The sequence below is a fragment of the Pseudomonas sp. FYR_5 genome, from assembly GCF_043106315.1.
GTDB lineage: Bacteria > Pseudomonadota > Gammaproteobacteria > Pseudomonadales > Pseudomonadaceae > Aquipseudomonas > Aquipseudomonas putida_Y.
The window spans coordinates 1-24,934 of the sequence record NZ_JBICMK010000024.1; the positions used below are offsets into that span (position 1 = coordinate 1).

The window sequence follows — 24,934 nt, forward strand, 5'->3', positions numbered from 1 at the left end:
ATTAACCGTCGTAGGAGCGGGTTTACCCGCGAAGAGGCCGGCGCAGTTTAAACAAGGTGCTCAGGTATAGATCATCTTGCGGGTCATGCCACCATCGACCACAAACTCCTGGCCGGTGACAAATGCCGCCTGGCGTGACAGCAACCAGGCAACCATGGCCGCTACATCTTCCACAGTCCCTACCCTGCCCGCTGGGTGCTGGGCATGCTCAGCTTCGCTCAACGGCTCGGCACGGCGCTGCGACGGATCACGGGCATCGATCCAGCCCGGGCTCACCGCATTGACACGAATCTCCGGGCCCAGGCTCATCGCCAGGGCATGGGTCAAAGCCACCAGCCCGCCCTTGCTTGCCGCATAAGCCTCGGTGTCCGGTTCGGACTGTCGAGCACGGGTCGAGGTCAGGTTGACGATCGCCCCGTTGTGCGCACGCAGATACGGCGCACAATGCTTGGCCAGCAGCATGGGCCCGCTGAGGTTGACCGCCAACACACGGTTCCATTGTGCCAGGCTCAGGCTTTCCAGCGTCTGGTTGTGCGGGTTGGCAATGGCCGCATTGCACACCAGCGCGTCCAGCCGGCCGAACTGCCCGAGCACTTCGGACACTCCGGCACTGACCTGGGCCTCGTCGGCAACGTCCATGGTGATGAACCAGGCGTTGTCGCCCAGCGCCTTGGCCACTTTGGTGCCACGCTGGCGGTCCAGATCACTCAGCACCACCTGCCAGCCTTCGCAGATCAGCCATGCGGCAATGCCCAGACCGATGCCGCGGGCGGCACCTGTGACCAAGGCTACCCGGCCATTGTGGCCCGGGGTACTGCCGCTGATTTCGATCACAATGCTGCCAGCCCACGCGCCAGGTCAGCCTGCAGGTCGGCCACGTCTTCCAGGCCCACGGCAACGCGGATCAGGCTATCGCGGATACCCGCCGCTTCACGCTCCTGCGGCGACAGACGACCGTGTGAGGTGGTAGCCGGATGAGCGATGGTGGTTTTGCTGTCACCCAGGTTGGTCGTGATGGAAATCACTCGGGTAGCGTCGATGAAACGCCACGCGCCCTCTTTGCCACCCTTGACCTCAAAGCTGACCACTGCACCAAAACCGCTCATCTGGCGCTTGGCCAGTTCGTGCTGCGGGTGGCTGGGCAGGCCGGCGTAATGCACCTTCTCCACGCCGTCCTGCTGCTCCAGCCATTCGGCCAGGGCCTGAGCGCTTTCGCAGTGTGCACGCATACGCAGGCGCAGCGTTTCCAGGCCCTTGGTGAAGATCCAGGCGTTGAACGGGCTGAGGGTTGGACCTGCGGTACGCAGGAAACCGACCACTTCTTTCATTTGCTCGGTACGGCCGGCAACCACACCGCCCATGCAGCGGCCCTGGCCGTCGATGAACTTGGTGGCCGAGTGGAACACAATGTCGGCACCCAGCTTCAGCGGCTGCTGCAACGCCGGGGTACTGAAACAGTTGTCCACCACCAGCATGGCACCATGGGCATGGGCGATTTCGCTGAGCGCAGTGATATCGACCAACTCGGCCAGCGGGTTGGATGGCGACTCGACGATCAGCAGTTTGGTGTTGGCCTTGATGGCCTTTTCCCAGCCGGAAAGGTCGACCAGGGGCACGTAGTCCACTTGTACACCAAAGCGCTTGAAGTACTTCTCGAACAGGCTGATGGTGGAGCCGAATACGCTCTGCGACACCAGCACATGGTCACCGGCGCTGCACAGCGACATGACCACGGCCAGGATTGCCGCCATACCGGTGGACGTACCCACGGCCTGTTCGGCACCCTCCATGGCCGCCAGGCGCTCCTCGAAGGCACGCACCGACGGGTTGGTGTAACGCGAGTAGACGTTGCCCGGCGTTTCACCGGCAAAGCGCGCAGCAGCATCGGCTGCCGTGCGGAATACATAGCTGGAGGTCAGGAACAGCGCTTCGCTGTGCTCGCCTTCCGGGGTACGGTTTTGACCAGCGCGCACTGCCAGGGTGTCGAAACCGACACCCTCGAGGTCACTGTCCAGTCGCCCGGCATCCCATTGATCCGTCATGCCGTCGCTCCCAAAATCAGTTGTTGTAAAGATCGATGATCGCGCTGACGGCCTGGTTCTTGACCTTGGCCAGGTCATTACGGGCCTGCTCGATGCGGTCGAGGTAGGCTTCGTCGATATCGCCAGTGACATACTCACCGTTGAACACCGCGCAATCGAACTGCTCGATCTTGATCTTGCCGCCACCGACCGAGTCGATCAGGTCTGGCAGGTCCTGATAGACCAGCCAATCGGCGCCGATCAACTCACCCACCTGTTCGGTGGTGCGGTTGTGGGCGATCAGTTCGTGAACACTCGGCATGTCGATGCCGTAGACGTTGGGGTAGCGTACAGCAGGGGCCGCGGAGCAGAAGTAGACATTCTTGGCGCCGGCTTCGCGGGCCATCTGGATGATCTGCTTGCAGGTGGTGCCGCGCACGATCGAGTCGTCCACCAGCATCACATTCTTGCCGCGGAACTCCAGCTCGATGGCGTTGAGCTTCTGACGCACCGACTTCTTGCGCGCGGCCTGGCCGGGCATGATGAAGGTACGGCCGATGTAACGGTTCTTGACGAAACCTTCGCGGAACTTGACGCCCAGCCGGTTGGCCAGCTCCAGCGCGGCAGTGCGACTGGTATCCGGGATCGGGATGACCACGTCGATATCATGATCGGGGCGCTCGCGCATGATCTTGTCGGCCAGCTTTTCACCCATGCGCAGACGCGCCTTGTAAACCGAGACCCCATCGATGATCGAGTCCGGGCGAGCCAGGTAGACGTGCTCGAAGATGCACGGCTGCAACGTTGGCGATTCGGCGCACTGCTTGGTGAACAACTGGCCTTCTTCGGTGATGTACACCGCTTCGCCCGGCGCCAGATCGCGGATAAGGGTGAAGCCGAGCACGTCGAGGGCGACGCTTTCCGAGGCGATCATGTATTCCACGCCTTCGTCGGTGTGACGCTGGCCGAACACCACCGGGCGAATGCCATGGGGGTCGCGGAAGCCGACGATGCCGTAGCCGGTGATCATGGCCACCACGGCGTATCCGCCAACGCAGCGGCTATGCACATGGGAGACCGCGGCGAACACGTCTTCTTCGGTCGGCTGCAGCTTGCCGCGCACCGCCAGCTCATGGGCGAACACGTTCAGCAGCACTTCCGAGTCGGAGTTGGTGTTGACGTGGCGCAGGTCGGACTCGTAGATCTCCTTGGCCAACTGCTCGACGTTGGTCAGGTTGCCGTTGTGAGCCAGGGTGATGCCGTAAGGCGAGTTGACGTAGAACGGCTGGGCCTCGGCCGAGGTCGAGCTGCCCGCAGTCGGGTAGCGCACGTGGCCGATGCCGATGTTGCCTACCAAGCGCTGCATGTGGCGCTGCTGGAACACGTCGCGCACCAGGCCATTATCCTTGCGCAGGAACAACCGGCCGTCATGGCTGGTCACGATACCGGCAGCGTCCTGGCCGCGGTGCTGGAGGACCGTAAGCGCGTCATACAGCGCCTGATTGACGTTCGACTTACCGACGATACCGACGATGCCACACATGCGACGCAACCCCTACTTTGATGAAACTTGATTGAATAGCGCTCAGGGCTTGGACGGCCCGAGCAACTGTTCCTTGAACGGAAGATCAGCCGGAGTGCTGATCAGGCCACTGGGCGTCCATTGGTCGGAAAAACCCAGAATCAGGTTTTTCGACCAGTCGGCGACCAAGAGAAACTGTGGTATCAGGCGTGATTCCTGCCACCAGGTATCTTGTTGAACCGGCCCCAGGCTGATCAGACCTATGGCTACCACTACCAGCAAGGCCCCGCGCGCGGCACCGAAGGCCATGCCCAGGAAACGATCGGTGCCGGACAGCCCGGTCACGCGGATCAGCTCACCGACAAGGAAGTTGACCATGGCCCCCACCAGCAAGGTGGCGACGAAAAGAATGGCGCAGCCAGCGATGACGCGCATCGATGGCGTCTGGATATAACTCTCAAGATACACCGAGAGCGAACCGCCGAACATCCAGGCAACCGCACCGGCAATGATCCAGATGAGCAAGGACAAGGCCTCCTTGACGAAGCCGCGCTTGAGACTGATCAATGTGGAGACGGCGATGATCGCGATGATCGCCCAATCAACCAAGGTAAATGCCACGGTGTTGCCTGCAGACGTTTGAGGCGGCGCATTTTACCAGAGCGGCGGGCCGGGAGTAAGCGGAATGTCAGCTGGATTGGTGTTGGGCCATTGGCGGGTGAACCCACTGCCAGGTTCTGGGTGAGCCTTGCAGCGGCGCGGTGCCTGTAGGCGCGGGTTCACCCGCGAATGGGCGGCACAGCCGCCCCGGGGAATCAGCTGCGCTCAGGCTGGAAACGCACCACAAAACCCTTGAGGCTGTTCTTGCGGTTGACCGCGTCACGCACGCGCTCGGCCTCGGCGCGCTCGATCAACGGCCCCACGTACACGCGGTTCATGCCACCCGCCGTGCGGATATAGGCGTTGTAACCCTGGCTACGCAGCGTTTGCTGCAGCTTTTCGGCACCGGCACGGTTGGACAGACTGGCCAGCTGGATCGACCAACTGACTGGCAGGCCATTGGCATCGATCTTCGATGGCGCGGCAGGCGCGGGTGTTGCAGCGGCCTTGGCCTCCACCTTGGGCGCGGGGGCCTGCGGCTTGGGCGGCTGAACCTGCGCCTGGGTCTGTGGCGACGGTGTGATTGGCTGGCGGGGTGTACTCGCCGGGGCAGTCGACTCGTCGATCACCACGGGCGCCTGCTGCGGCACCTCCGGAATAACCTGCGGCTCCGGCACGGCAACCGGCTCCACCTTCACTTCCGGCAGGCTGGGCATGGCCGGTGCCTGCGGGGCTTCGACGTGCACCTGGCGCATCTCGTCCTCGCGGGTGAACAGCATCGGCAGGAAGATAACCGCCAGCGCCACCAGCACCAGCGCACCCACCATGCGCTGTTTCATCCCTTTATCCAGCACAGCCATCTATTCCACCCTCCTGGGCGTGCCGCTCCAGCCATTCCAGCGCCTGGGCGACACAGAAAAACGAACCGAACAGCAGGATCTGATCATCCGCCGTCGCCTGCGCACATTGCCCCTCAAGGGCGGCATCGACGCTGGCATAAGACTTCACCGCGGCACCGAGGTTCGCCAAGGACGTGACCAGCTCCGCGGCCGGGCGACTGCGCGGAGTATCCAGCGGCGCCACTGCCCAGTCGTCGATGAGGCCCTGCAGCGGCGCGATAACGCCATCCAGATCCTTGTCGGCGAGCAGGCCAAATACCGCGAGACGGCGCCCCTTCAGCGGCCGGGCCGCCAGGCGCCTGGCCAGGTACTGCGCCGCATGCGGGTTGTGCCCGACATCCAGCAGCAACGCTACCGCTTTGCCCTGCCAGTTCAAATTACGAAGGTCGAGACGCCCAGTGATACGGGTATCCAGCAGCGCCTGGCGAACTTGCTCCGCGTCCCACGGCAGCCCCATCAGCAGGTAAGCCTGCAGGGCCAGCGTGGCGTTTTCCATGGGCAGGTCAAGCAAAGGCAGGTCATGCAGCTCTACCTGCGTGCCATCGGCCGCAGTACCACGCCAGCTCCAGCAGCCATCGGCGCTGGCCAGATCGAATTCCCGCCCGCGCAGGAACAGTGGCGCGGCCAGTTCGGCGGCCTTGTCCAGCAACGGCTTGGGCGGGTCCAGGTCACCGCACAGGGCCGGCTTGCCCGGGCGGAAGATGCCAGCCTTCTCGAAGGCTACCAGCTCGCGGGTATCACCCAGGTAATCAACATGGTCGACACCAATGCTGGTCACCAGGGCGAAGTCGGCATCCACTACGTTCACGGTATCCAGGCGACCACCAAGGCCCACCTCGAGCACCACGGCATCCAGCTGCGACTGATAGAACAACCAGAACGCGGCCAACGTACCCATCTCGAAGTAGGTCAGGGAAATATCGCCCCGTGCCGCCTCGACGGCGGCGAAGGCTTCGCACAGGCGCTCATCGCTGGCCTCCTGGCCATCGATCATCACCCGTTCGTTGTAACGTAACAGGTGCGGCGAACTGTACACACCGACCTTGAGCCCCTGGGCACGCAGCAACGAAGCCACGAAGGCGCAGGTCGACCCCTTGCCATTGGTGCCGGTCACCGTCACCACGCGCGGCGCCAGCTTGCCCAGCGCCAGGCGGGCAAGCACCTTCTGCGACCGCTCCAGACCCATGTCGATGGCCGAGGGGTGCAACTGCTCGAGGTAGGCGAGCCATTCGCCCAGGGATCGTTGTTTCATCACGCGACGGCAGCCGCCTCACGCGCTTCTTCCGGGGTTTGCTGGCCGGTCATCTGCGCCAGCAGGCGGGCCAGACGCGGGCGCAGTTCGCCACGGGAGATGATCAGGTCGATAGCTCCGTGCTCCAGCAGGAACTCGCTGCGCTGGAAGCCTTCAGGCAGCTTCTCGCGTACGGTCTGCTCGATCACGCGCGGGCCGGCGAAGCCGATCAGGGCCTTCGGTTCACCGACGATGACGTCGCCGAGCATCGCCAGGCTGGCGGAAACACCACCATACACAGGGTCGGTCAGGACCGAGATGAACGGGATGCCTTCTTCGCGCAGACGCGCCAGCACGGCCGAGGTCTTGGCCATCTGCATCAGCGAGATCAGCGCTTCCTGCATGCGCGCACCGCCCGAAGCGGAGAAGCAAACCATTGGGCAGCGGTTTTCCAGGGCATAGTTGGCCGCGCGTACGAAGCGCTCGCCGACGATGGCACCCATGGAGCCGCCCATGAACGAGAACTCGAAGGCGCTAACCACGATCGGCATGCCCATCAGGGTGCCGCTCATGGAGATCAGCGCGTCCTTTTCGCCGGTCTGCTTCTGCGCAGCGGTCAGGCGGTCCTTGTATTTCTTGCCATCACGGAACTTCAGGCGGTCGACCGGCTCCAGGTCAGCGCCCAGTTCAGCCCGGCCTTCAGCGTCAAGGAAAATGTCGATGCGCGCACGTGCGCCGATACGCATGTGGTGATTGCACTTGGTGCAGACATCCAGGGACTTTTCCAGCTCCGGACGATACAGCACGGCCTCGCAGGACGGGCACTTGTGCCACAGGCCCTCGGGCACCGAGCTCTTCTTCACCTCGGAACGCATGATCGAAGGGATCAGTTTGTCGACTAACCAGTTGCTCATGCTTTCTTTCTCCAGTATTGGCAGGCGGGGGGACAGCGTCACCGTCCCTGCCCTGCCCTTGAGCTCAAAATCTTTTATGAAACGATGGTGGACCGGCCGCCGGGGCTTCCAGCGCGCCACTCCACCGCTAATGTATTTTCTTGCCGCCACAGCTACTGGCGGCGGCCCAGCAGGGCTGCGAAAGCTATGGACGATGGCGCGCAGCCAGCCGTCACATCTGCCATCAAGCCTGTTTCACCGCCTTCATGAAGGCCTCGATCTTTGCCGCATCCTTGATGCCCTTGGCCTGCTCGACGCCACCGCTGACATCCACCGCGTAAGGCTTTACCTGGGCAATGGCCTGACCAACGTTATCGGCCGACAGCCCGCCCGCGAGGATGATCGGCTTGCCAAGCCGCGCCGGCACCAATGACCAGTCGAACGCCTCGCCGGTTCCCCCGGGCACGCCCGGCACATAGGTGTCCAGCAAAATGCCACGGGCACCCGCATAAAGCTGGCAGGCCGCCTCCAGGTCGTCGCCAGGGCGCACACGCAGGGCCTTGATCCAGGGGCGGTGGTAGCCTTCACAGTCCTGCGGGGTTTCATCGCCGTGAAACTGTAGCAGGTCCAGCGGAACCACTTCGAGGATCTCGTTCAGCTCGCAGCGCGAGGCATTGACGAACAACCCGACCGTGGTCACGAATGGCGGCAACTCGGCAATGATCGCCCGCGCCTGGCGCACGTCCACTGCCCGCGGGCTCTTGGCATAGAAGACGAAGCCAATGGCATCGGCACCCGCTTCGGCAGCGGCCAGTGCGTCTTCGATGCGGGTAATCCCGCAGATCTTGCTGCGAACATTGCTCATGGAACACGAACCCTGATTGTTGCGGCGAAAGGGCGGATGTTAGCAAATGGCTTTTCGCCCGTCAGTCTGCCAACGCCTCGTAACCACTCAAAAAGTGTGGGCCGATGTAACGCTTGGGCAACGCAAACGCTTCGGGGTACTCCACCTGCACCAGGTAAAGCCCGTATGGGTGGGCCGTTACCCCACCTTCACGGCGGTTGCGCCCTTCCAGCACCTCGCGGGCCCAGGTAACCGGACGCTCGCCGGCGCCGATGGCCATCAACACACCGGCAATGTTACGCACCATATGGTGCAGGAAGGCGGTGGCACGCACGTCCAGCACGATCATCTGGCCATGGCGGGTAACACGCAGGTGGTAGATATGCTTGATGGGTGATTTGGCCTGACACTGGCTGGCGCGGAAGGCGCTGAAGTCGTGGGTGCCGAGCAGGAACTGCGCGGCCTCGGCCATGCGATCGACGTCGAGCGGACGGTGGTTCCAGGTCACCTCCTCGGCCAGGTGCGCCGGGCGAATCGGGTCGTTGTAGATCACGTAGCGGTAGCGCCGGGCGCAGGCCTTGAAGCGGGCATGAAAATCGGCCGGCATTGGCCGCGACCAGACCACACTGATGTCGTGCGGCAGGTTGAAGTTGGTGCCCATGGTCCAGGCGCGCTCCTCACGCACGGCACGGGTATCGAAGTGCACGACCTGCCCGCAGCCGTGAACGCCGGCGTCGGTACGCCCGGCGCAAATCACCGAAATCGGCTCGTTGGCGACCTTGGACAGCGCTTGCTCCAGGGCTTGCTGGACACTCGGCACGCCGCTGGCCTGGCGCTGCCAGCCGCGGTAGCGCGCGCCTTTGTATTCCACGCCCAGGGCGATGCGGGAGAAGCCTTCGGCCGCGGATTCGGCGGTAGCGGTGTCGATGATGTCCAAGAGCATGAAACCTGTGGGGTGTACGGAATGGCGAGATTATAACGACAACGGCAGCCTCGTAGGGCTGCCGGTGGATGCGCACTGCATTTGCGGGCCTAATCGCGGGTGCCCCGCCGCCCCCACAGGTCACTCACAAGGTCGAAATGTGTGAGGATCCTGTGGGAGCGGGCAAGCCCGCGAAGAGGCCTGCCCTACTTGCATCAGACCAGACGAGAGAGCAGGTCCTCGGCTTCCTGACGCTGGCTATCGTCGCCATCCTTGACCACTTCATCGAGGATGTCGCGCGCGCCCTGACTGTCACCCATGTCGATATAGGCACGGGCCAGGTCGAGCTTGGTGGCGACTTCATCACTGCCGGAGAAGAAGTCGAAGTCCAAGTCGTCCAAGGGCTCGGGCTCGGGCTGCGCAACCGCGTCTTCGCTGGTGAAGTGCGGCTCCAACGAAGGCGTTTCGAGGCTCTGCGACAACTTGTCCAGCTCGGCGTTGACGTCATTGAGCTCCGAGGCAAAGCTCTTGGCGGCCGGCGAATCGTCTTCCAGCGACAGGGACAAGTCGAAGTCCGACGGCAAGTCGAACTCGGAGACCGGGTCAAACTCCGGCTCACTGTCGAAGGCTGCCAGTTCGGCGGCGACATCGACCGGCCCCTGCTCCACCGTGTCCGGAGTGGCTGGAGCCACAGGCTCACTGATGTCGAGGTCGAAATCAGACAGGTCCACGGCAGGCTGAGGCTCGGCTTGTGCCAGCATGGCCTCGAAATCAGCATCGGCGTCGGCCTGCAGCTCTGCATCCACGGCAAATGGCTGTTCTTCTGGCTGAGTTTCTTCCTGTACGGGCTCGTCCAGCACAGGTTCTGCGATTACCAGCTCGTCGGGAACGGCCCCCTGTACCACCGGCTCGTCCAGCATGGAGGTGGCCAGCGGGTCTTCCTCGGCCAGGTCTTCGCCCAGGCTCAGGTCGAAGGCGCTGTCCAGATCCTGCTCATCCAGGCCGGAAACATCGAGCGTTGGCACTTCATCGAAGGCATCCAGCTCTGCGTCAGGCTCTGCTTGCGCGACAACCTCTGGCTCAGCCTCCACTTGTGGCTCGAACCCAGACACCTCGTCAGGCGCCACATCGGCAACCACCGGCGCTTCGGGCTCATCGTGCAGCAGCTCTTGCACGTACTGCTCATCCATTTCGGCAGCCAGCGCCGCCGCACCCAGGCCGGCAGCAGCCAGGCCGAGCATGGCGGGGTAACGCTCTTTCAGCCCGGCGACTTCGGCAACGTTCTGTTCGCTGGCCGGCAACTGACGCTCCTGTTCGGCAAACGCGCTCTGGTCACCCTGGCGGGCGTACACGTCCATCAGCTTCAGGCGCAGGTCGTCACGTTCCGGTGCAGCGGCCACAGCGGGCTCCAGCAGGTCGGTGGCACGATTCAGGCGGCCTTCGGCCAGGCATTGGTCGACTTGCGCCAACAGCGCGGCGTGCGGATCTGCTTGCGGCTCAGTCAGGGGGTCTGCCTCGGCGACCGGTTCAGCCACTTTTTCCGCAGCGACGGCAGCTGCAGCCGAAGCGGCGACCACAGCCGGCGACAGGGTTACACCCGGCTCCGGGGCTTCGACGCCGTCGAAGCTCTCGGTATCGCTGTCGAAACCTGTGCCCTGCTCTTCTTCCAGCGCCCGCGCCATGCGCAGGTGCTTCTCAGCTTCTTGCTGGGCCTTGCGCTTGCGCGCCAGCAGCCAGAGCAGCAGTGCCAGCACCAGGATGCTGGAACCGGCAATCATCCCCAAAAGCCACGGATTGCCCAGGACTGCGTCGAGCGCACCCTTCGGCTGGCTGGCGGGTACAGGCTGAGCGGCCGGCACAGGCTCGGGTGCGGTATCGGCAGTAGCAGGCGCCGGCTTGTCCGCTGGCTGGTCCGGGGTAGCGGCAGCCGCTGCCGACGTGGCTGCGCCCTGGCCTTCCAGGCGTGCCAACTGGCTGTTCTTCAACTCGATCAGGCGCTGCAGCTTGTCCAGTTGGCTCTGCAGGTCGGCCATGCGACTTTTCAGTTCTTCGTTGTCGCGACGGCTGGTGTCCAGACTTTCCTGGGCCATGGCCAGTTTGTCACTCAACGCCTTGGCCTGGCCGGCATCGGCCTGGCTGCCCGGGCTGACCAGACGCAGGTTGTCGCCCTGGGCGATACGCGACGGTGCAGCCTCGGCGGCGCCACGACGGGTGGCATCCAGCTGGCGGGCACGTGGCCCCAGGCGACGGCCTTCACGCCAGGCGGCATACTGCTCGGCCACCTCGCGGTTCGCCTCGCCTTGGGCGATGCTCTGGATCTGCTGCTGATCGGGCAAGCGCAGTACCTGGCCAACCTTCAGGAGGTTGATGTTGTTGCCGATGAAGGCGTCCGGGTTCAAAGCCTGGATCGCGATCATGGTCTGCTGGATCGAACCACCCTGGGTGTTACGCGCGGCAATCTGCCACAAGGTGTCGCGACGCTGGGTGGTGTAGTTGCTGGCGCCGGTCATGGCCGGTGTGACATTGCCTGCTGCCGGTTTTTCGCCCTGTGCCTTGGCCTGGTCGAGCAGCACGCTATAGTCACGCAACAGGCGGCCCTGCGGCCACATGACCTGCACCAAAAACTTGACTACCGGACCAGGCAGCGGCTGACTGGACGTCACGCGCAGCACACTTTTGCCGTTGGGGTTGATCACCGGTGTGAAGGTCAGGTCTTCGAGGTAGGTCGGAAACGCCACCCCGGCCTTGCTGAACTCTTCCGGCGGCGCCAGGCTCGGCGCCACTTCGGTGGCTTTGAGGTCGCGCACGTCGAGCAATTCGATCTCGGCGTCCAACGGCTGATTCTGTGCCGACTTCAGGGTCAGCTCCCCCAGGCCCAGCGCATTCGCCATGCCAGACGACAGCGCGGATGCTGCAGCCATGGCCAGAACCAGTTTGCGAATTCGAAGCATGACCTCTTCCCTTGTATGAATCGTCCCGAAACCTGCATGCGGAGCAGGACAAAAGTGCTCGCCAGTATCTTTTACGGCATGTGTTTAATCAACAATTGCGCCACTTGCACGGCATTGAGCGCGGCGCCTTTGCGCACGTTGTCGGTGGTCAGCCAGAGGTTGAGTTGCTGGTCTTCATCAACACCGTGACGTACACGTCCAACATAGACCACGTCTTGGCCTACTGCGTCACCTACCGGGGTCGGATAATCATCGTTTTCCACCCGCTCGACGCTGTCGGCTGCGTCCAGGGCCTGGTTGACCGCTGCCAGGTCTACCGGGCGACGGCTTTGCACGGCCACACTGAAGCTATCGCCGAAAAACACCGGGACTTGAACACAGCTCACGGAAATCTTCAGGTCAGGCAGGCCCAGCAGCACGCGCAGTTCACTGACCAGGCGGCGCTCCAGCGCGGTATGGCCCTGCTCGTCGGCAGCACCGACCTGGGCCAGCAGGTTGAACGCCACTTGACGGTCGAAGAAGCGCGGCTCCAGCGGGCGGGCATTGAGCAGTTCGGCGGTTTGCCGGGCGAGCTCGCTGACCGCTTCACGGCCTTGCGCCGACACCGCCAATGCGGCCATCACTTGCACCCGCTCGATGTCCAGCAGGCCTTTGAGCGGCGCCAGCGCGACGGCCAGGGCTACTGCGGCCGAGCATGGGCTGACGATACGCGCTGGCAACGACAGGCTGGCCAGGCGTTCGGCGTTGGCTTCCGGCACCAGGGCCAGGGCGTCGTCCAGGCCACCGGACAGGTCGATGACCGTGCAGCCCGCCTGCAGCGCCTTGCCGGCAAAGCTGCGGCTGACGGCGGCGCCGGTGGCGAAGAAGGCCAGCTTGACCTGGGTGAAGTCGAAGCTGTCGACTTCGCGGACCTTCAGCTTCTTGCCGGCGAACATCACGCTGCTGCCCGCCGATTCCATGCTGGCCAGCAGGTGCAGGGTGGCAACCGGGAATGCCAGTTCCTCGAGGATCTGCACCAAGGCTTCACCGACGCTGCCGGTGGCGCCGACGACGGCGATATCCAAAGGGTGTGTCATGGAAGGGATCCTTTTGCTGTAGACGGCGGGGGCGGCACTTTACTCGGATTGTAGGGTTTTGTCTGTGCCCACCCGGCGCTGCTGTTGCTGTTGCTCGATTGCGTCTTGCTTCTTGGATGTGCGCACTCACACCGAGTAGGTATTCATTCGCGCAGGTGGCGCATCGTCACCTTTCCGCCCTTCCGGCGGGTTACTTGGGTCGTGGCCAAAGTAACCAAAGCCGTCGGCTCCCATCATCCGGCCCCTGCGCTGCGCTCCGGGGTCCCCTCGCTCCGGGCTTGCTCCCGGGAGGACCGCGCTGCAGGCCCCATCCATGGGGCCTCAGCGCTTGACGGGCATCCATGCCCGTCACCTCCCTTCGCAAGCCCTGCGCTCGGCCTCCTGAAGTCGCAATCTGCGTCGCCTGAACTACCGCGCACTTAGAAGCAAAAGCAAAAGCAAAAGCAAAAGCAAGAGCAAAAGCAAGAGCAACAGCGTTCTTCCAGGTACACCAGGCCGAGGGCAGCCATGCCGGCGATATCCTTATCCAGATGACCGGGCAGAACCTCACCGAATGCATCGGCGGTGTCGGCCGATCACCGAGTTCGCTTTTGATCTTGCTTCTAAACGCGCGGTAGTTCAGGCGACGCAGATTGCGACTTCAGGAGGCCGAGTGGAGGCATTGCGGAGGGAGATGACGGGCATGGATGCCCGTCAAGCGCTGAGGCCCCATGGATGGGGCCTGCAGCGCGTGCTCCCGGGAGCAAGGCCGGAGCGAGGGAACCCCGGAGCGCAGCGTAGGGGCCGAATGATGGGAGCCGACGGTTTTTGGTCCCTTTTTGCCACGACAAAAAGGGACCCGCCGTAAGGGCGGAAAGGTGAGTCGGCGTCGCCATCGCAAACAGACTGTACGCCCGATCAAAACCGGCGCTTAAGCTTTTGAGCTTTTGGGTTGTGCGCTTACACATCAAGCAGACATTCATTCACGATGTTGGCGCCTATTCACCTTTCCGCCCTTCCGGCGGGTTACTTTGGTCGTGGCCAAAGTAACCAAAGCCGTCGGCTCCCATCATCCGGCCCCTGCGCTGCGCTCCGGGGTTCCCTCGCTCCGGGCTTGCTCCCGGGAGGACCGCGCTGCAGGCCCCATCCTGGGGCCCAGCGCTTGACGGACATCCATGCCCGTCACCTCCCTCCGCAAGCCCTGCGCTCGGCCTCCTGAAGTCGCAATCTGCGTCGCCTGAACTACCGCGCACTTAGAAGCAAAAGCAACGGCAAGAGCAACGGCAAGGGGGCTGTCAGAACAGAATTTTCGCCATTAAACAGCGGCATGACTTATCCGGCGATTAGGCCCGCGACCCAAATGCATACCTTCAGGCATAAAAAAATACCGCACTGTCACCAGTGCGGTATTTTTCAGGTGAAGCCTGAACGATCAACGCTCCAGCAGAATCCGCAACATGCGGCGAAGCGGTTCGGCGGCGCCCCACAGCAGCTGGTCACCCACGGTGAACGCGCCCAGGTACTGCGAACCCATGTTCAGCTTGCGCAGGCGGCCAACCGGGATGTTCAGGGTGCCGGTGACCTTGGTCGGGCTCAGCTCCTGCATGCTGATTTCACGCTGGTTCGGCACCAGCTTCACCCAAGGGTTGTGCTGGCTGATCATGCCTTCGATGTCGGCGATCGGCACGTCCTTGTTCAGCTTGATGGTCAGCGCCTGGCTGTGGCAGCGCATGGCGCCGATGCGCACGCAGATGCCGTCTACCGGGATCGGGCTCTTGAAGCGGCCAAGGATCTTGTTGGTTTCGGCCTGGGCCTTCCACTCTTCGCGGCTCTGACCGTTCGGCAGTTCCTTGTCGATCCACGGGATCAGGCTGCCCGCCAGCGGCACACCGAAGTTCTCGGTCGGGAACGCTTCGCTGCGCATGGTCTCGGCAACCTTGCGGTCGATATCGAGGATGGCGCTGGCCGGGTTGGCCAGGTCATCGGCCACTGCGGCGTGGGTAGCACCCATCTGCTTGATCAGCTCGCGCATGTTCTGCGCGCCGGCACCCGAAGCCGCCTGGTAGGTCATGGCGCTCATCCACTCGACCAGACCGGCCTCGAACAGGCCACCCAGGCCCATCAGCATCAGGCTGACGGTGCAGTTGCCACCGATGTAGTTCTTGGTACCGGCGTCCAGCTGCTGGTCGATGACCTTGCGGTTGACCGGATCAAGGATGATCACCGCGTCATCCTGCATACGCAGGGACGAAGCGGCGTCGATCCAGTAACCCTGCCAGCCGGCTTCACGCAGCTTGGGGAAGACCTCGTTGGTGTAGTCGCCGCCCTGGCAGGTCAGGATAACGTCGAGGGTCTTGAGTTCTTCAATCGAATAAGCGTCCTTGAGGGGCGCTGTATCCTTGCCCACGTTCGGACCCTGGCCACCAACATTGGAGGTAGTGAAGAACACCGGCTCGATAAGGTCGAAATCCTGCTCCTCCAGCATCCGCTGCATGAGCACGGAACCGACCATACCGCGCCAACCGATCAGACCTACACGTTTCATCGCAACTACACCTTTGCTAAAAGTGGGCCGCCACCGGGAATTTTGGGGGGCGGGCCAGAGAGATTACAGATTCCGCAGCGCTGCGACTACTGCGTCGCCCATTTCCTGCGTACCAACTTTGCGGCAGCCTTCCGAGAAGATGTCGCCGGTGCGCAGACCCTGGTCCAGAACCAGGCTCACGGCCTTCTCGATCGCCTCGGCGGCAGCCGACTGATTGAAGCTGTAACGCAACATCATCGACACCGACAGGATGGTCGCCAATGGGTTGGCGATGCCAAGGCCTGCGATGTCCGGTGCCGAGCCGTGGCACGGCTCGTACATGCCCTTGTTGTCGGCATCCAGGGACGCCGAAGGCAGCATGCCGATGGAACCGGTCAACATGGAAGCTTCATCCGACAGAATGTCACCGAACATGTTATCAGTCACCATCACGTCGAACTGCTTGGGTGCACGCACCAGCTGCATGGCAGCGTTGTCGACGTACATGTGGCTCAGTTCCACGTCCGGGTAGTCCTTGGCCACGTCCTCGACCACTTCACGCCACAGCTGGCTGGAGGCCAGAACGTTGGCCTTGTCCACCGAGCACAGTTTCTTGCCGCGCACGCGGGCCATGTCGAAGCCGACACGGGCAATACGGCGCACTTCGCTTTCGCTGTACGGCAGAGTGTCGTAGGCCTGGCGTTCGCCGCCTTCCAGCTCGCGCTGGCCGCGCGGGGCACCGAAGTAGATGCCGCCGGTCAGCTCACGGACGATGAGAATGTCCAGGCCCGACACGATTTCCGGCTTCAGCGACGAGGCATCGGCCAGTTGCGGGTAAAGGATGGCCGGGCGCAGGTTGGCGAACAGGCCCAGTTGCGAACGGATCTTCAGCAGGCCGCGCTCCGGGCGGATGTCTCGCTCGATCTTGTCCCACTTCGGCCCGCCCACAGCCCCCAGCAGCACCGCATCGGCCTTGCGCGCACGCTCCAGGGTTTCGTCGGCCAGCGGCACACCGTGCTTGTCGATGGCGGCACCGCCAATCACGTCGTGCGCCAGACTGAAACCGAGCTGGAACTTGTCGTTGGCCAGTTCCAGTACCTTGACCGCTTCGGCCATGATTTCCGGGCCGATACCGTCACCTGGGAGAATCAGAATCTGCTTGCTCATGCTTTCCTCTATCCATTCACGCGGTGTGGCCAAGCGGGCCCCACCGAAAAGTGCTTAACGCTCGGCCCACAACACCAGCACATCGGTGCTGAACGAGCCGTCGGCCTCGATCTGGTAATACTGCCGTACTTCTTCGCCCATGGCTTGCTGCAACTGGCGGATGGCCACGCGCATCGGCTCGGGTGTGCGCATGCGCTCAACCCAGGTGCTCCACTCCAGGCGCAGCGGTTGGCGGGTGTGGCTGCGCACGTGCAGGCCGGCTTCGCTGACCTGCCGCTGCCACTCGGCGGCGGAATAGTCGCGCACATGGCTGGTGTCGCGCAGCACTTCGACCGTTTGCAGGTAAGTGTCGAGCAGCGGGCTGCCCGGCGACATCACGTCGATGAACGCCGCCACACCACCCGGCTTGAGGACCCGGCGCACTTCGCGCAGGGCCAGGCCCAGGTCGCTCCAGTGGTGGGCCGAATAACGGCTGAAGACGAAGTCGAACGAAGCATCGGCGAACGGCAGGCGTTCGGCAGCGCCGCGTTCGGTAATGATATTGCCCAGGCCGCGTTCGGCGGCGGCGCTGGCGACCACGTCGAGCATGGATTGAGAGAGGTCGTAGGCGACCACTTCGTTAACCCGCGGGGCGACGTGGAAGCTGACATGACCGGCACCGCAGCCCAGGTCCAGCACGCGGGCATGGGCCTGCCCTGCCAGCTCGGCCTGCAGCAGGGCGAATTCACTGCCTTGGGCGTGCACGGCGCTGCTGAGGTAGGCGCTGGCCTGTTCGCCGAACTGGCGTTGGACCACATCGGTGTGCTGGGTGCTGGTCATGTCTCGTTCCTTTAGATTTTTGTTGCCTGTGCTGGCCTCTTCGCGGGTAAACCCGCTCCTACAACGACCGCGTAACCCTCTGTAGGAGCGAAGAGGCCGGCACTTTCACCTACGAACTTCAGGCATCACGGAACAGCCAGGGCTGGCTGGCACGGTGCTTGGCTTCGAAGGCCTTGATCGCATCGCTGTCCTGCAGGGTCAGGCCGATATCGTCCAGACCGTTGAGCAGGCAGTGCTTGCGGAACGCATCGATCTCGAAGTGCAGCACCTTGCCATCCGGGCGGGTCACCGCCTGCGCCTGCAGGTCGATGGTCAGCTGGTAGCCCGGGTTGGCTTCGACCTGTTTGAACAGCTCGTCGACTTCCTCATCGCTCAGAATGATCGGCAGCAAGCCGTTCTTGAAGCTGTTATTGAAAAAAATGTCGGCAAAGCTCGGCGCAATGATGCTGCGGAAGCCGTACTCGTCCAGCGCCCAAGGGGCATGCTCACGGCTGGAGCCGCAACCAAAGTTCTCCCGCGCCAGTAACACGCTGGCACCCTGGTAGCGCGCGTGGTTGAGCACGAACTCCTCATTGACCGGGCGCTTGCTATTGTCCTGGTAGGGCTGCCCCACATCCAGGTAACGCCACTCGTCGAACAGGTTCGGGCCAAAGCCGGTGCGCTTGATCGACTTCAAGAACTGCTTGGGGATGATCTGGTCGGTGTCGACGTTGGCACGGTCCAACGGTGCGACGAGGCCAGTGTGCTGGGTAAAGGCTTTCATGCTGCGCTCCCTTGGATCAACTCGCGGACATCGATGAAGTGGCCAGCTACAGCAGCAGCGGCGGCCATGGCCGGACTGACCAGATGGGTACGACCACCGGCGCCCTGACGGCCTTCGAAGTTGCGGTTGGAGGTGGACGCGCAGTGCTCGCCGCTTTCCAGGCGGTCCGGGTTCATCGCCAGGCACATCGAGCAGCCTGGTTCACGCCATTCGAAACCGGCTTCGAGGAAGATCTTGTCCAGGCCTTCACGCTCGGCCTGAGCCTTGACCAGCCCCGAGCCCGGTACGACGATGGCTTGCTTGACACTGGCAGCCACCTTGCGGCCCTTGGCGATTTCCGCCGCTGCGCGCAGGTCCTCGATTCGCGAGTTGGTGCACGAGCCGATGAACACACGGTCGAGCTTGATATCGGTGATCGCCTGGTTGGCGGTCAGCCCCATGTACTTCAAGGCACGCTCGATCGAACCACGCTTGACCAGGTCGGCTTCGGCAGCCGGGTCTGGCACACGCTGGTCGACAGCCAGAACCATTTCGGGCGAAGTGCCCCAGCTGACTTGTGGCTTGATCTGGCTGGCATCCAGTTCCACCACGGTGTCGAATACGGCGTCGTCATCCGACACCAGGTCTTTCCACGATTCGACCGCTTGCTTCCACTGCTCGCCCTTCGGCGCGTACGGACGGCCTTCGACGTAGGCAACGGTGGTGGCATCGGTCGCCACCAGGCCCACGCGGGCACCGGCTTCGATGGACATGTTGCAGATGGTCATGCGGCCTTCCATCGACAATTCGCGGATGGCACTGCCAGCGAACTCCATGGCGTGACCGTTGCCACCGGCGGTGCCGATCTTGCCGATCACGGCCAGCACGATGTCCTTGGCGGTAACGCCGGCCGGCAATTGGCCTTCCACGCGCACCAGCATGTTCTTCATCTTCTTGGCGACCAGGCACTGGGTGGCGAGCACGTGCTCGACCTCGGAGGTGCCGATGCCGTGGGCCAGGGCACCGAAGGCGCCGTGGGTGGAGGTGTGCGAGTCACCGCAGACCACGGTCATGCCCGGCAAGGTGGCGCCCTGCTCCGGGCTGATGACGTGGACGATGCCCTGGCGCTCGTCGTTCATCTTGAATTCGACGATGCCGTATTCGTCACAGTTCTCGTCGAGGGTCTGCACCTGCAGGCGCGACACCTGGTCGACGATCGCCTCGATACCGCCCTTGCGCTCTGGCGTGGTCGGCACGTTGTGGTCCGGCGTGGCGATGTTGGCGTCGATACGCCACGGTTTGCGGTTGGCCAGGCGCAGGCCTTCGAAGGCCTGGGGCGACGTCACTTCGTGGATGATGTGGCGGTCGATGTAGATCAAGGACGAGCCGTCATCACGGCGCTTGACCTCATGGGCTTCCCAGAGTTTGTCGTAGAGCGTTTTGCCAGCCATCAGACTGTTCCTCATCAGCGTCTTTCTATGCCAAAGACCCCTTGGCTTGTACGGACGATGCTAGGGGGTTAGATTGAATAACTCAAATTCATAATTTTTATGCTTTGGATAACCCAAAGGAATACGACACCATGGACCTGGCTAACCTCAGTGCCTTCATCGCCATTGCTGAAACCGGCAGCTTTTCCGGCGCAGCCGAACGCCTGTTCCTGACCCAACCGGCCATCAGCAAACGCATCGCCGGCCTGGAGCAGCAACTGGACGTACGCCTGTTCGACCGCCTGGGGCGCGAGGTGACCCTGACCGAAGCCGGACGTGCCCTGCTGCCGCGGGCCTACCAGATCCTCAACGTCCTTGATGATACCCGACGGGCGCTGACCAATCTGACCGGGGCCGTGAGCGGTCGCCTGACCCTGGCCACCAGCCATCACATCGGCCTGCACCGCCTGCCCCCGTTGTTACGGGTCTTCACCCGCCAGTACCCGGCAGTGGCGCTGGATATTCAGTTCATGGATTCGGAACAGGCCTACGACGAGATTTTGCATGGCCGAGCCGAAATCGCCGTGATCACCCTGGCGCCCGAGCCACACCACTTGGTCAAGGCTGTGCCGGTGTGGGACGACGCCCTGGACTTCGTCGCCGCCCCCGAGCATCCGCTGGCCAGCAACCAGGCGGTCAGCCTGGCTGACGTCGCCCGCCACCCGGCGGTATTCCCCGGTGGCAATACCTTTACCCACCATATTGTCCAGCGCCTGTTCGAAAGCCAGGGCCTGACGCCGAACATCGCCATGAGCACCAACTACCTGGAAACCATCAAGATGATGGTGTCGATCGGTCTGGCCTGGAGCGTACTGCCACGCACCATGCTCGACGAACAAGTTGCACCCATCGCTTTGCCCGGCATACAGCTTTCGCGCCAGCTAGGCTACATTCTGCACACGGAGCGTACGCTATCGAATGCGGCCAGGGCATTCATGGCCCTGCTCGACAGCCACTCAGGGCCCACCTGACCGGTTGTCAGCCAGCTATTCCGATTCCAAGGACACGTCATACGCCACAGGTCTGGTACCGATGCCCAAATCAGCAAACCGCTTTTTGCGCCTGCCGCGAATACCTGCAGCTGATCCCCAGGAGTCCGAGCAGGCCTGGCAGAGCGCCCCGCAACTGCTGGCAGCGCTCAACGGTGCGCACCTGGGTGCCTGGCTATGGGATATCGAAAGCGGCAGGGTCAGTTGGTCGCGGGGTACCCAGGCCCTGTTCGGTTTCGATCCACAGCGGCCACTGCCCGCCGATATCGATTACCTCGACCTGCTGCCCGAGGAGGACCGCGCCCGTACGCGCCAGGTGTTCCAGGCGGTGGTCAACGGCGAGCCAGTGGAACAGGCCATGCGCCACCGTATCCGCTGGCCGGACGGCAGCCTGCACTGGCTGGAGATCAACGGCAGCCTGACCCACGACCCGCACGGCCGACCGCAGATGATCGGTGTGATCCGCGAGATCACCCGTCAGCGCGAGCGGGAAACGGCGCTGATCAATTCGGAAAAGCGCTTCGCCACGCTGTTCCACCTGAGCCCCAACGCCATTTTGCTGACCCGCCGCCACGATGGCATGATCTTCGAGGTCAACCAGCACTTCGAAGACATGTTCGGCTGGCCCGGCAGCCAGGTGATCGGCAAGACCAGCCTGGAACTGGGCCTGTGGGTCAACCCCGAACAGCGCCACCAGATAATCGAGTCGACCCGCGCCAACGGCGGCCCGCTGACGATGGAGGTGCAATTCCGCGCATCCAGTGGCAAGGTGCATGATGGCATCCTGTGTACCCAGGGCATCGAACTGGAAGGCGTGACCTTCCTGATCAGTACATTCGTCGACACCACCGAACGCAAGCGCGCCGAGCAGGCCCTGAAAGACAGCCAGGAGCGCCTGGACCTGGCCCTGGATTCGGCACAACTGGGCACTTGGGACTGGCACATTCCAAGCGGCATGCTCTACGGCTCGGCCCGCGCCGCGCAGCTGCATGGCTTGCCGCCTATCCCCTTTCATGAATCGTTCGATGCATTCTTCGAGGGTGTGCCAGAGCAAGAACGCAACTCGATGCGACAGGCCTACCGTAGCCTGCGCGAAGGGCCTGCCGGCAACTATCAGATCACCTACCGAGTGCAGTTGGAAAACGGCGCTTCACGCTACATCGAAAGCCGCGCTCGGCTGTACCGCGACGACCAGGGCATCCCCCTGCGCATGGCTGGCACCTTGCTCGACATCACCGACCAGGTGGAGCGCGAACAGCGCCTGAGCGCCTCGGAAGAGAAGTTTGCCAGCCTGTTCCAGGTCAGCCCCGACCCGATCTGCGTCACTCGCCAGGATACCGGCCAGTTCATCGAGATCAATCCGGCGTTCACCCAGACCTTCGGCTGGAGCAGCGAGCAGGTGCTTGGGCGTACCGCAGAGGAGATCGGCCTGTGGGCCGAGTCCGTTGAGCGCGCGCAACGTATCGAGCAGGTGATCCGCGAACAGGCGTTGAGCAACGTCGCAGTGATACTCAACCACCGCAATGGCACCCCACTGACCTGCGTGATTTCCAGCCGCCTGATCACCGTCGACGACCAGCCGTGCAGCGTTACCACCCTGCGCGACATCACCCAGCAACAACGCGCAGAAGCAGCGCTGAAGTCCAGCGAGGAGAAGTTCGCCAAGGCCTTCCACTCCAGCCCCGACGCCATCACCATTACCGAACGCCACAGCGGCCGCTACCTGGAAGTCAACGACGGCTTCTGCCGCCTGACCGGCTACAGCACTGCCGACGTGATCGGCCACACGGTGTATGAGATCGGCATCTGGGCCGACGACAAGCAGCGCAGCGCGCTGCTGGCCGAATTGCGCGAGCGCGGCCGGGTACACCACCGCGAGATGCTCGGGCGAAACAAGCGTGGCGATATCCTCACGGTGGAGGTTTCGGTGGAACCGATCACCCTCAACGAAGTGGACTGCCTGCTGCTGACTGCCCGCGACGTCAGCCAGTTGAAGAACGCTCAGGCGCAGATACGCCACCTGGCCTATCACGACCCGCTGACCAACCTGCCCAACCGCGCCTTGCTGATGGACCGCCTGAGCCAGCAGATCGCCCTGCTCAAGCGCCATAACCTGCGTGGCGCCCTGCTGTTCCTCGACCTTGACCACTTCAAGCACATCAACGACTCGCTGGGCCACCCGGTGGGCGACACCGTGCTGAAGATCATCACCGCCCGTCTGGAGGCCAGCGTGCGTCTGGAGGACACCGTAGCGCGCCTGGGGGGCGACGAGTTCGTGGTACTGCTCAGCGGCCTGGAAGGGAGCCGCGAACACGTGGAAGAGAAAGTGCGCGAGCTGGCCGACACCCTGCGCGAACTGCTGGCCGAGCCCATGTCACTGGATGGCCAGCGCCTGCAAGTGACGCCCAGCATCGGCGTGGCGCTGATCCCCGACCACGGCACCACACCGGCTGACCTGCTCAAGCGTGCCGATATCGCCCTGTACCGGGCCAAGGACTCCGGTCGCAACACCACCCAGCTGTTCCACACCACCATGCAGAAGGCCGCCAGCGAGCGCCTGCGCATGGAAAACGACCTGCGCCTGGCCTTGGCCCGTGGCGAACTGGCGCTGCACTTCCAGCCGCAAGTGGATGCCCGCGACAACCGCATCGTCGGCGCCGAAGTACTGCTGCGCTGGCACCACCCGCAACTGGGTCAGCAACCGCCCTCGCAGTTCATCCAGGTACTGGAAGAAAGCGGCCTGATCCTTGAAGTCGGCAGCTGGATTCTCGACGAAGCCTGCGACGCCTGCGCCCGCATGCTCACCGACGGGCTGATCGACGCTGATGATTTCAGCCTGTGTGTGAACATAAGCCCGCGACAATTCCGCCAGAACGACTTTGTCGGGCGGGTGCTGCGCAGCCTGGACGATTATCGCCTGCCGCGGCAGATGCTGACGCTGGAAATCACCGAAGGCATCGTCATCCAGAACCTGGAAGACACCATCAGCAAGATGCGCGAGCTGAAGCGTTACGGCGTGAGTTTTGCCATGGATGACTTCGGCACCGGCTATTCCTCGCTGACTTACCTGAAGCGCCTGCCGGTGGATGCGCTGAAAATCGACCAGAGCTTCGTACGCGACGCCCCTGTCGACCCCAACGACGCAGAGATTGTCCGCGCCATTGTCGCCATGGCGCGCAGTCTGGACCTGGCGGTGATTGCCGAAGGGGTAGAGCTGACCGAACAGCTGGCGTTTCTCGAGCGACTGGGGTGCCATCTGTACCAGGGTTATCTGCACAGCCGGCCATTGCCGTTGCCGGAATTTCGGCAGATGTTGCTGGAGGCGCCGGCAGATTACTGATGGCATGGCTCTCGCGCACCTACGGGACGGCGCGAGAAGCACGAAAAAGGGCACCTCTGGAGGTGCCCTTTTTCATTGCAGTGCGATCAGTTCAGCGCTGGTTTTTCGCCATTGATCGGAATGCGCTTGGCCTTGGCTTCTTCTGGCACGATGCGCAGCAGGTCGATGCTGAGCAGGCCATTGGCCAGGCCGGCGGCCTTCACTTCGATGTGATCAGCCAGGCGGAACGACAGCTTGAAGGCGCGCTGTGCGATACCCTGGTGCAGGTAGGTCACTTCAGCGGCGCTATTGTCGCGCTTGCCACCGGTCACGGTCAGGACACCTTTTTCGACCTGCAGGTCGAGGTCCTCTTCCTGGAAACCGGCTGCAGCAACCACGATGCGGTAGTGGTCATCGCCATGCTTTTCCACGTTATAGGGCGGGTAGCTGCTACCGGCCTCGTTACGTGCCGCGGATTCGAACAGGTCGTTGAAACGGTCGAAACCAACGGAATGGCGGAACAGTGGAGCAAGAGAGAAAGCAGTAGTCATGGTCATAAACTCCTGAGATTCAGCAAGTAAGTCATTACGCGACCCGGCTTCGGCATCGCGTACTCAAAAGATATGGCCGAGGGAAATGCTTTCAAGGGGTAAATAGAAAAAATTTGATTTTTTTGCACGGGGTTTGATGGCCTCTTCGCGGGTGAACCCGCTCCTACGACGGCCTGTGCCCCGCCACCGACCTGAGTCCACCACCGATCCGGCGTAGGAGCGGGTTTACCCGCGAATACGGTAGCGGCGGCAACGCTGAACGGCGGGTGGAGATTGGCCAGCAGGGCCGGCCCTTTCGCGGATAAATCCGCTCCTACGAGGACCTGCGCCCAATCACCGACCTGTGTCCACCACCGACCCGCTCCTACGAGGGCCTGCGCCCAACCACCGACATG

The 24,934-nt window shown here is 62.9% G+C and carries 19 protein-coding genes and 1 pseudogene; 3 read left to right on the forward strand and 17 right to left on the reverse strand.

The features are described 5' to 3' along the window. Positions 1–60: 60 nt before the first annotated feature. The 11 genes from ACF8RA_RS02790 to ACF8RA_RS02840 all read right to left on the reverse strand — a co-directional run bounded on the left by ACF8RA_RS02790 (position 61) and on the right by ACF8RA_RS02840 (position 12,959). Positions 61–834, reverse strand: coding sequence for an SDR family oxidoreductase (locus tag ACF8RA_RS02790; RefSeq protein WP_176685791.1), 774 nt, complete (start codon positions 832–834; stop codon positions 61–63). Beyond that, positions 831–2,042, reverse strand: a complete 1,212-nt coding sequence (locus ACF8RA_RS02795; protein ID WP_392460565.1) for an O-succinylhomoserine sulfhydrylase — start codon at positions 2,040–2,042, stop codon at positions 831–833. The genes ACF8RA_RS02790 and ACF8RA_RS02795 overlap by 4 nt, the downstream gene beginning before the upstream one ends. 16 nt (positions 2,043–2,058) lie before the next feature. Beyond that, positions 2,059–3,564, reverse strand: coding sequence for an amidophosphoribosyltransferase (gene purF, locus ACF8RA_RS02800; protein ID WP_176685793.1), 1,506 nt, complete (start codon positions 3,562–3,564; stop codon positions 2,059–2,061). A 42-nt stretch (positions 3,565–3,606) separates the two neighbouring features. Next, entirely contained in the window at positions 3,607–4,164 is a 558-nt protein-coding gene (locus ACF8RA_RS02805; protein ID WP_176685794.1) for a CvpA family protein, read from the reverse strand. Positions 4,165–4,358: 194 nt separating this feature from the next. Beyond that, positions 4,359–5,003, reverse strand: coding sequence for an SPOR domain-containing protein (locus ACF8RA_RS02810; protein ID WP_176685795.1), 645 nt, complete (start codon positions 5,001–5,003; stop codon positions 4,359–4,361). Continuing rightward, a complete protein-coding gene (gene folC, locus ACF8RA_RS02815) occupies positions 4,987–6,294 on the reverse strand; it encodes a bifunctional tetrahydrofolate synthase/dihydrofolate synthase (RefSeq protein ID WP_392460567.1) in 1,308 nt (435 codons plus the stop codon). Before folC ends, ACF8RA_RS02810 begins: the two co-directional genes overlap by 17 nt. Next, a complete protein-coding gene (accD, locus tag ACF8RA_RS02820; RefSeq protein ID WP_021784489.1) occupies positions 6,294–7,187 on the reverse strand; it encodes an acetyl-CoA carboxylase, carboxyltransferase subunit beta in 894 nt (297 codons plus the stop codon). Before accD ends, folC begins: the two co-directional genes overlap by 1 nt. A 223-nt stretch (positions 7,188–7,410) precedes the next feature. After that, entirely contained in the window at positions 7,411–8,031 is a 621-nt protein-coding gene (locus tag ACF8RA_RS02825; protein ID WP_176685797.1) for a phosphoribosylanthranilate isomerase, read from the reverse strand. A 61-nt stretch (positions 8,032–8,092) separates the two neighbouring features. Continuing rightward, on the reverse strand, positions 8,093–8,953 hold the full coding sequence (truA, locus tag ACF8RA_RS02830; protein WP_176685798.1) for a tRNA pseudouridine(38-40) synthase TruA: 861 nt from the start codon (positions 8,951–8,953) through the stop codon (positions 8,093–8,095). A gap of 194 nt (positions 8,954–9,147) precedes the next feature. Beyond that, a complete protein-coding gene (locus ACF8RA_RS02835) occupies positions 9,148–11,883 on the reverse strand; it encodes a FimV/HubP family polar landmark protein (protein ID WP_176685799.1) in 2,736 nt (911 codons plus the stop codon). Between the two features lie 71 nt (positions 11,884–11,954). Continuing rightward, on the reverse strand, positions 11,955–12,959 hold the full coding sequence (locus ACF8RA_RS02840) for an aspartate-semialdehyde dehydrogenase (protein ID WP_176685800.1): 1,005 nt from the start codon (positions 12,957–12,959) through the stop codon (positions 11,955–11,957). A 476-nt stretch (positions 12,960–13,435) separates the two neighbouring features. Between ACF8RA_RS02840 and ACF8RA_RS02845 the strand changes: the two are divergent. Beyond that, positions 13,436–13,542 (forward strand): annotated as a pseudogene (locus ACF8RA_RS02845) (3-deoxy-7-phosphoheptulonate synthase); the annotation flags it as partial. Positions 13,543–14,370: 828 nt separating this feature from the next. Here ACF8RA_RS02845 and asd read toward each other — a convergent pair. The 5 genes from asd to leuC form a co-directional block, all read right to left on the reverse strand. Further along, positions 14,371–15,483 carry an aspartate-semialdehyde dehydrogenase gene (gene asd, locus ACF8RA_RS02850; RefSeq protein ID WP_021784927.1) on the reverse strand — a complete coding sequence of 371 codons (1,113 nt, stop codon included), beginning with the start codon at positions 15,481–15,483 and terminating at the stop codon, positions 14,371–14,373. 63 nt (positions 15,484–15,546) lie between these two features. Continuing rightward, on the reverse strand, positions 15,547–16,629 hold the full coding sequence (gene leuB / locus ACF8RA_RS02855) for a 3-isopropylmalate dehydrogenase (RefSeq protein WP_003247194.1): 1,083 nt from the start codon (positions 16,627–16,629) through the stop codon (positions 15,547–15,549). A gap of 54 nt (positions 16,630–16,683) precedes the next feature. Then, the gene (locus ACF8RA_RS02860) at positions 16,684–17,448 is read right to left on the reverse strand and encodes a class I SAM-dependent methyltransferase (RefSeq protein WP_176685816.1); all 765 of its coding nucleotides are present in this window, start codon (positions 17,446–17,448) and stop codon (positions 16,684–16,686) included. A 118-nt stretch (positions 17,449–17,566) separates the two neighbouring features. Further along, positions 17,567–18,211, reverse strand: coding sequence for a 3-isopropylmalate dehydratase small subunit (gene leuD, locus ACF8RA_RS02865; protein ID WP_003247192.1), 645 nt, complete (start codon positions 18,209–18,211; stop codon positions 17,567–17,569). Then, the gene (leuC, locus tag ACF8RA_RS02870; RefSeq protein ID WP_003247191.1) at positions 18,208–19,641 is read right to left on the reverse strand and encodes a 3-isopropylmalate dehydratase large subunit; all 1,434 of its coding nucleotides are present in this window, start codon (positions 19,639–19,641) and stop codon (positions 18,208–18,210) included. The genes leuD and leuC overlap by 4 nt, the downstream gene beginning before the upstream one ends. A 131-nt stretch (positions 19,642–19,772) precedes the next feature. Here leuC and ACF8RA_RS02875 point away from each other — a divergent pair, with 131 nt between their 5' ends. Next, on the forward strand, positions 19,773–20,651 hold the full coding sequence (locus ACF8RA_RS02875) for a LysR family transcriptional regulator (RefSeq protein WP_176685815.1): 879 nt from the start codon (positions 19,773–19,775) through the stop codon (positions 20,649–20,651). 61 nt (positions 20,652–20,712) lie between these two features. Continuing rightward, a complete protein-coding gene (locus tag ACF8RA_RS02880) occupies positions 20,713–24,009 on the forward strand; it encodes a PAS domain S-box protein (RefSeq protein WP_392460945.1) in 3,297 nt (1,098 codons plus the stop codon). Between the two features lie 86 nt (positions 24,010–24,095). On the opposite strand, the gene ACF8RA_RS02885 is transcribed toward ACF8RA_RS02880, so the two are convergent. After that, positions 24,096–24,539, reverse strand: a complete 444-nt coding sequence (locus ACF8RA_RS02885) for an Hsp20 family protein (protein ID WP_019437397.1) — start codon at positions 24,537–24,539, stop codon at positions 24,096–24,098. Positions 24,540–24,934: the final 395 nt, after the last annotated feature.

Excerpts from the sequence above, each read along its gene's own strand:
- ACF8RA_RS02795 (WP_392460565.1), bottom strand. The coding sequence starts at position 2,042 with ATGACGGATCAATGGGATGCCGGGCGACTGGACAGTGACCTCGAGGGT.
- purF (WP_176685793.1), bottom strand. The coding sequence starts at position 3,564 with ATGTGTGGCATCGTCGGTATCGTCGGTAAGTCGAACGTCAATCAGGCG.
- ACF8RA_RS02810 (WP_176685795.1), bottom strand. The coding sequence starts at position 5,003 with ATGGCTGTGCTGGATAAAGGGATGAAACAGCGCATGGTGGGTGCGCTG.
- folC (WP_392460567.1), bottom strand. The coding sequence starts at position 6,294 with ATGAAACAACGATCCCTGGGCGAATGGCTCGCCTACCTCGAGCAGTTG.
- accD (WP_021784489.1), bottom strand. The coding sequence starts at position 7,187 with ATGAGCAACTGGTTAGTCGACAAACTGATCCCTTCGATCATGCGTTCC.
- ACF8RA_RS02825 (WP_176685797.1), bottom strand. The coding sequence starts at position 8,031 with ATGAGCAATGTTCGCAGCAAGATCTGCGGGATTACCCGCATCGAAGAC.
- truA (WP_176685798.1), bottom strand. The coding sequence starts at position 8,953 with ATGCTCTTGGACATCATCGACACCGCTACCGCCGAATCCGCGGCCGAA.
- ACF8RA_RS02835 (WP_176685799.1), bottom strand. The coding sequence starts at position 11,883 with ATGCTTCGAATTCGCAAACTGGTTCTGGCCATGGCTGCAGCATCCGCG.
- ACF8RA_RS02840 (WP_176685800.1), bottom strand. The coding sequence starts at position 12,959 with ATGACACACCCTTTGGATATCGCCGTCGTCGGCGCCACCGGCAGCGTC.
- asd (WP_021784927.1), bottom strand. The coding sequence starts at position 15,483 with ATGAAACGTGTAGGTCTGATCGGTTGGCGCGGTATGGTCGGTTCCGTG.
- leuB (WP_003247194.1), bottom strand. The coding sequence starts at position 16,629 with ATGAGCAAGCAGATTCTGATTCTCCCAGGTGACGGTATCGGCCCGGAA.
- ACF8RA_RS02860 (WP_176685816.1), bottom strand. The coding sequence starts at position 17,448 with ATGACCAGCACCCAGCACACCGATGTGGTCCAACGCCAGTTCGGCGAA.
- leuD (WP_003247192.1), bottom strand. The coding sequence starts at position 18,211 with ATGAAAGCCTTTACCCAGCACACTGGCCTCGTCGCACCGTTGGACCGT.
- leuC (WP_003247191.1), bottom strand. The coding sequence starts at position 19,641 with ATGGCTGGCAAAACGCTCTACGACAAACTCTGGGAAGCCCATGAGGTC.
- ACF8RA_RS02875 (WP_176685815.1), top strand. The coding sequence starts at position 19,773 with ATGGACCTGGCTAACCTCAGTGCCTTCATCGCCATTGCTGAAACCGGC.
- ACF8RA_RS02880 (WP_392460945.1), top strand. The coding sequence starts at position 20,713 with ATGCCCAAATCAGCAAACCGCTTTTTGCGCCTGCCGCGAATACCTGCA.
- ACF8RA_RS02885 (WP_019437397.1), bottom strand. The coding sequence starts at position 24,539 with ATGACTACTGCTTTCTCTCTTGCTCCACTGTTCCGCCATTCCGTTGGT.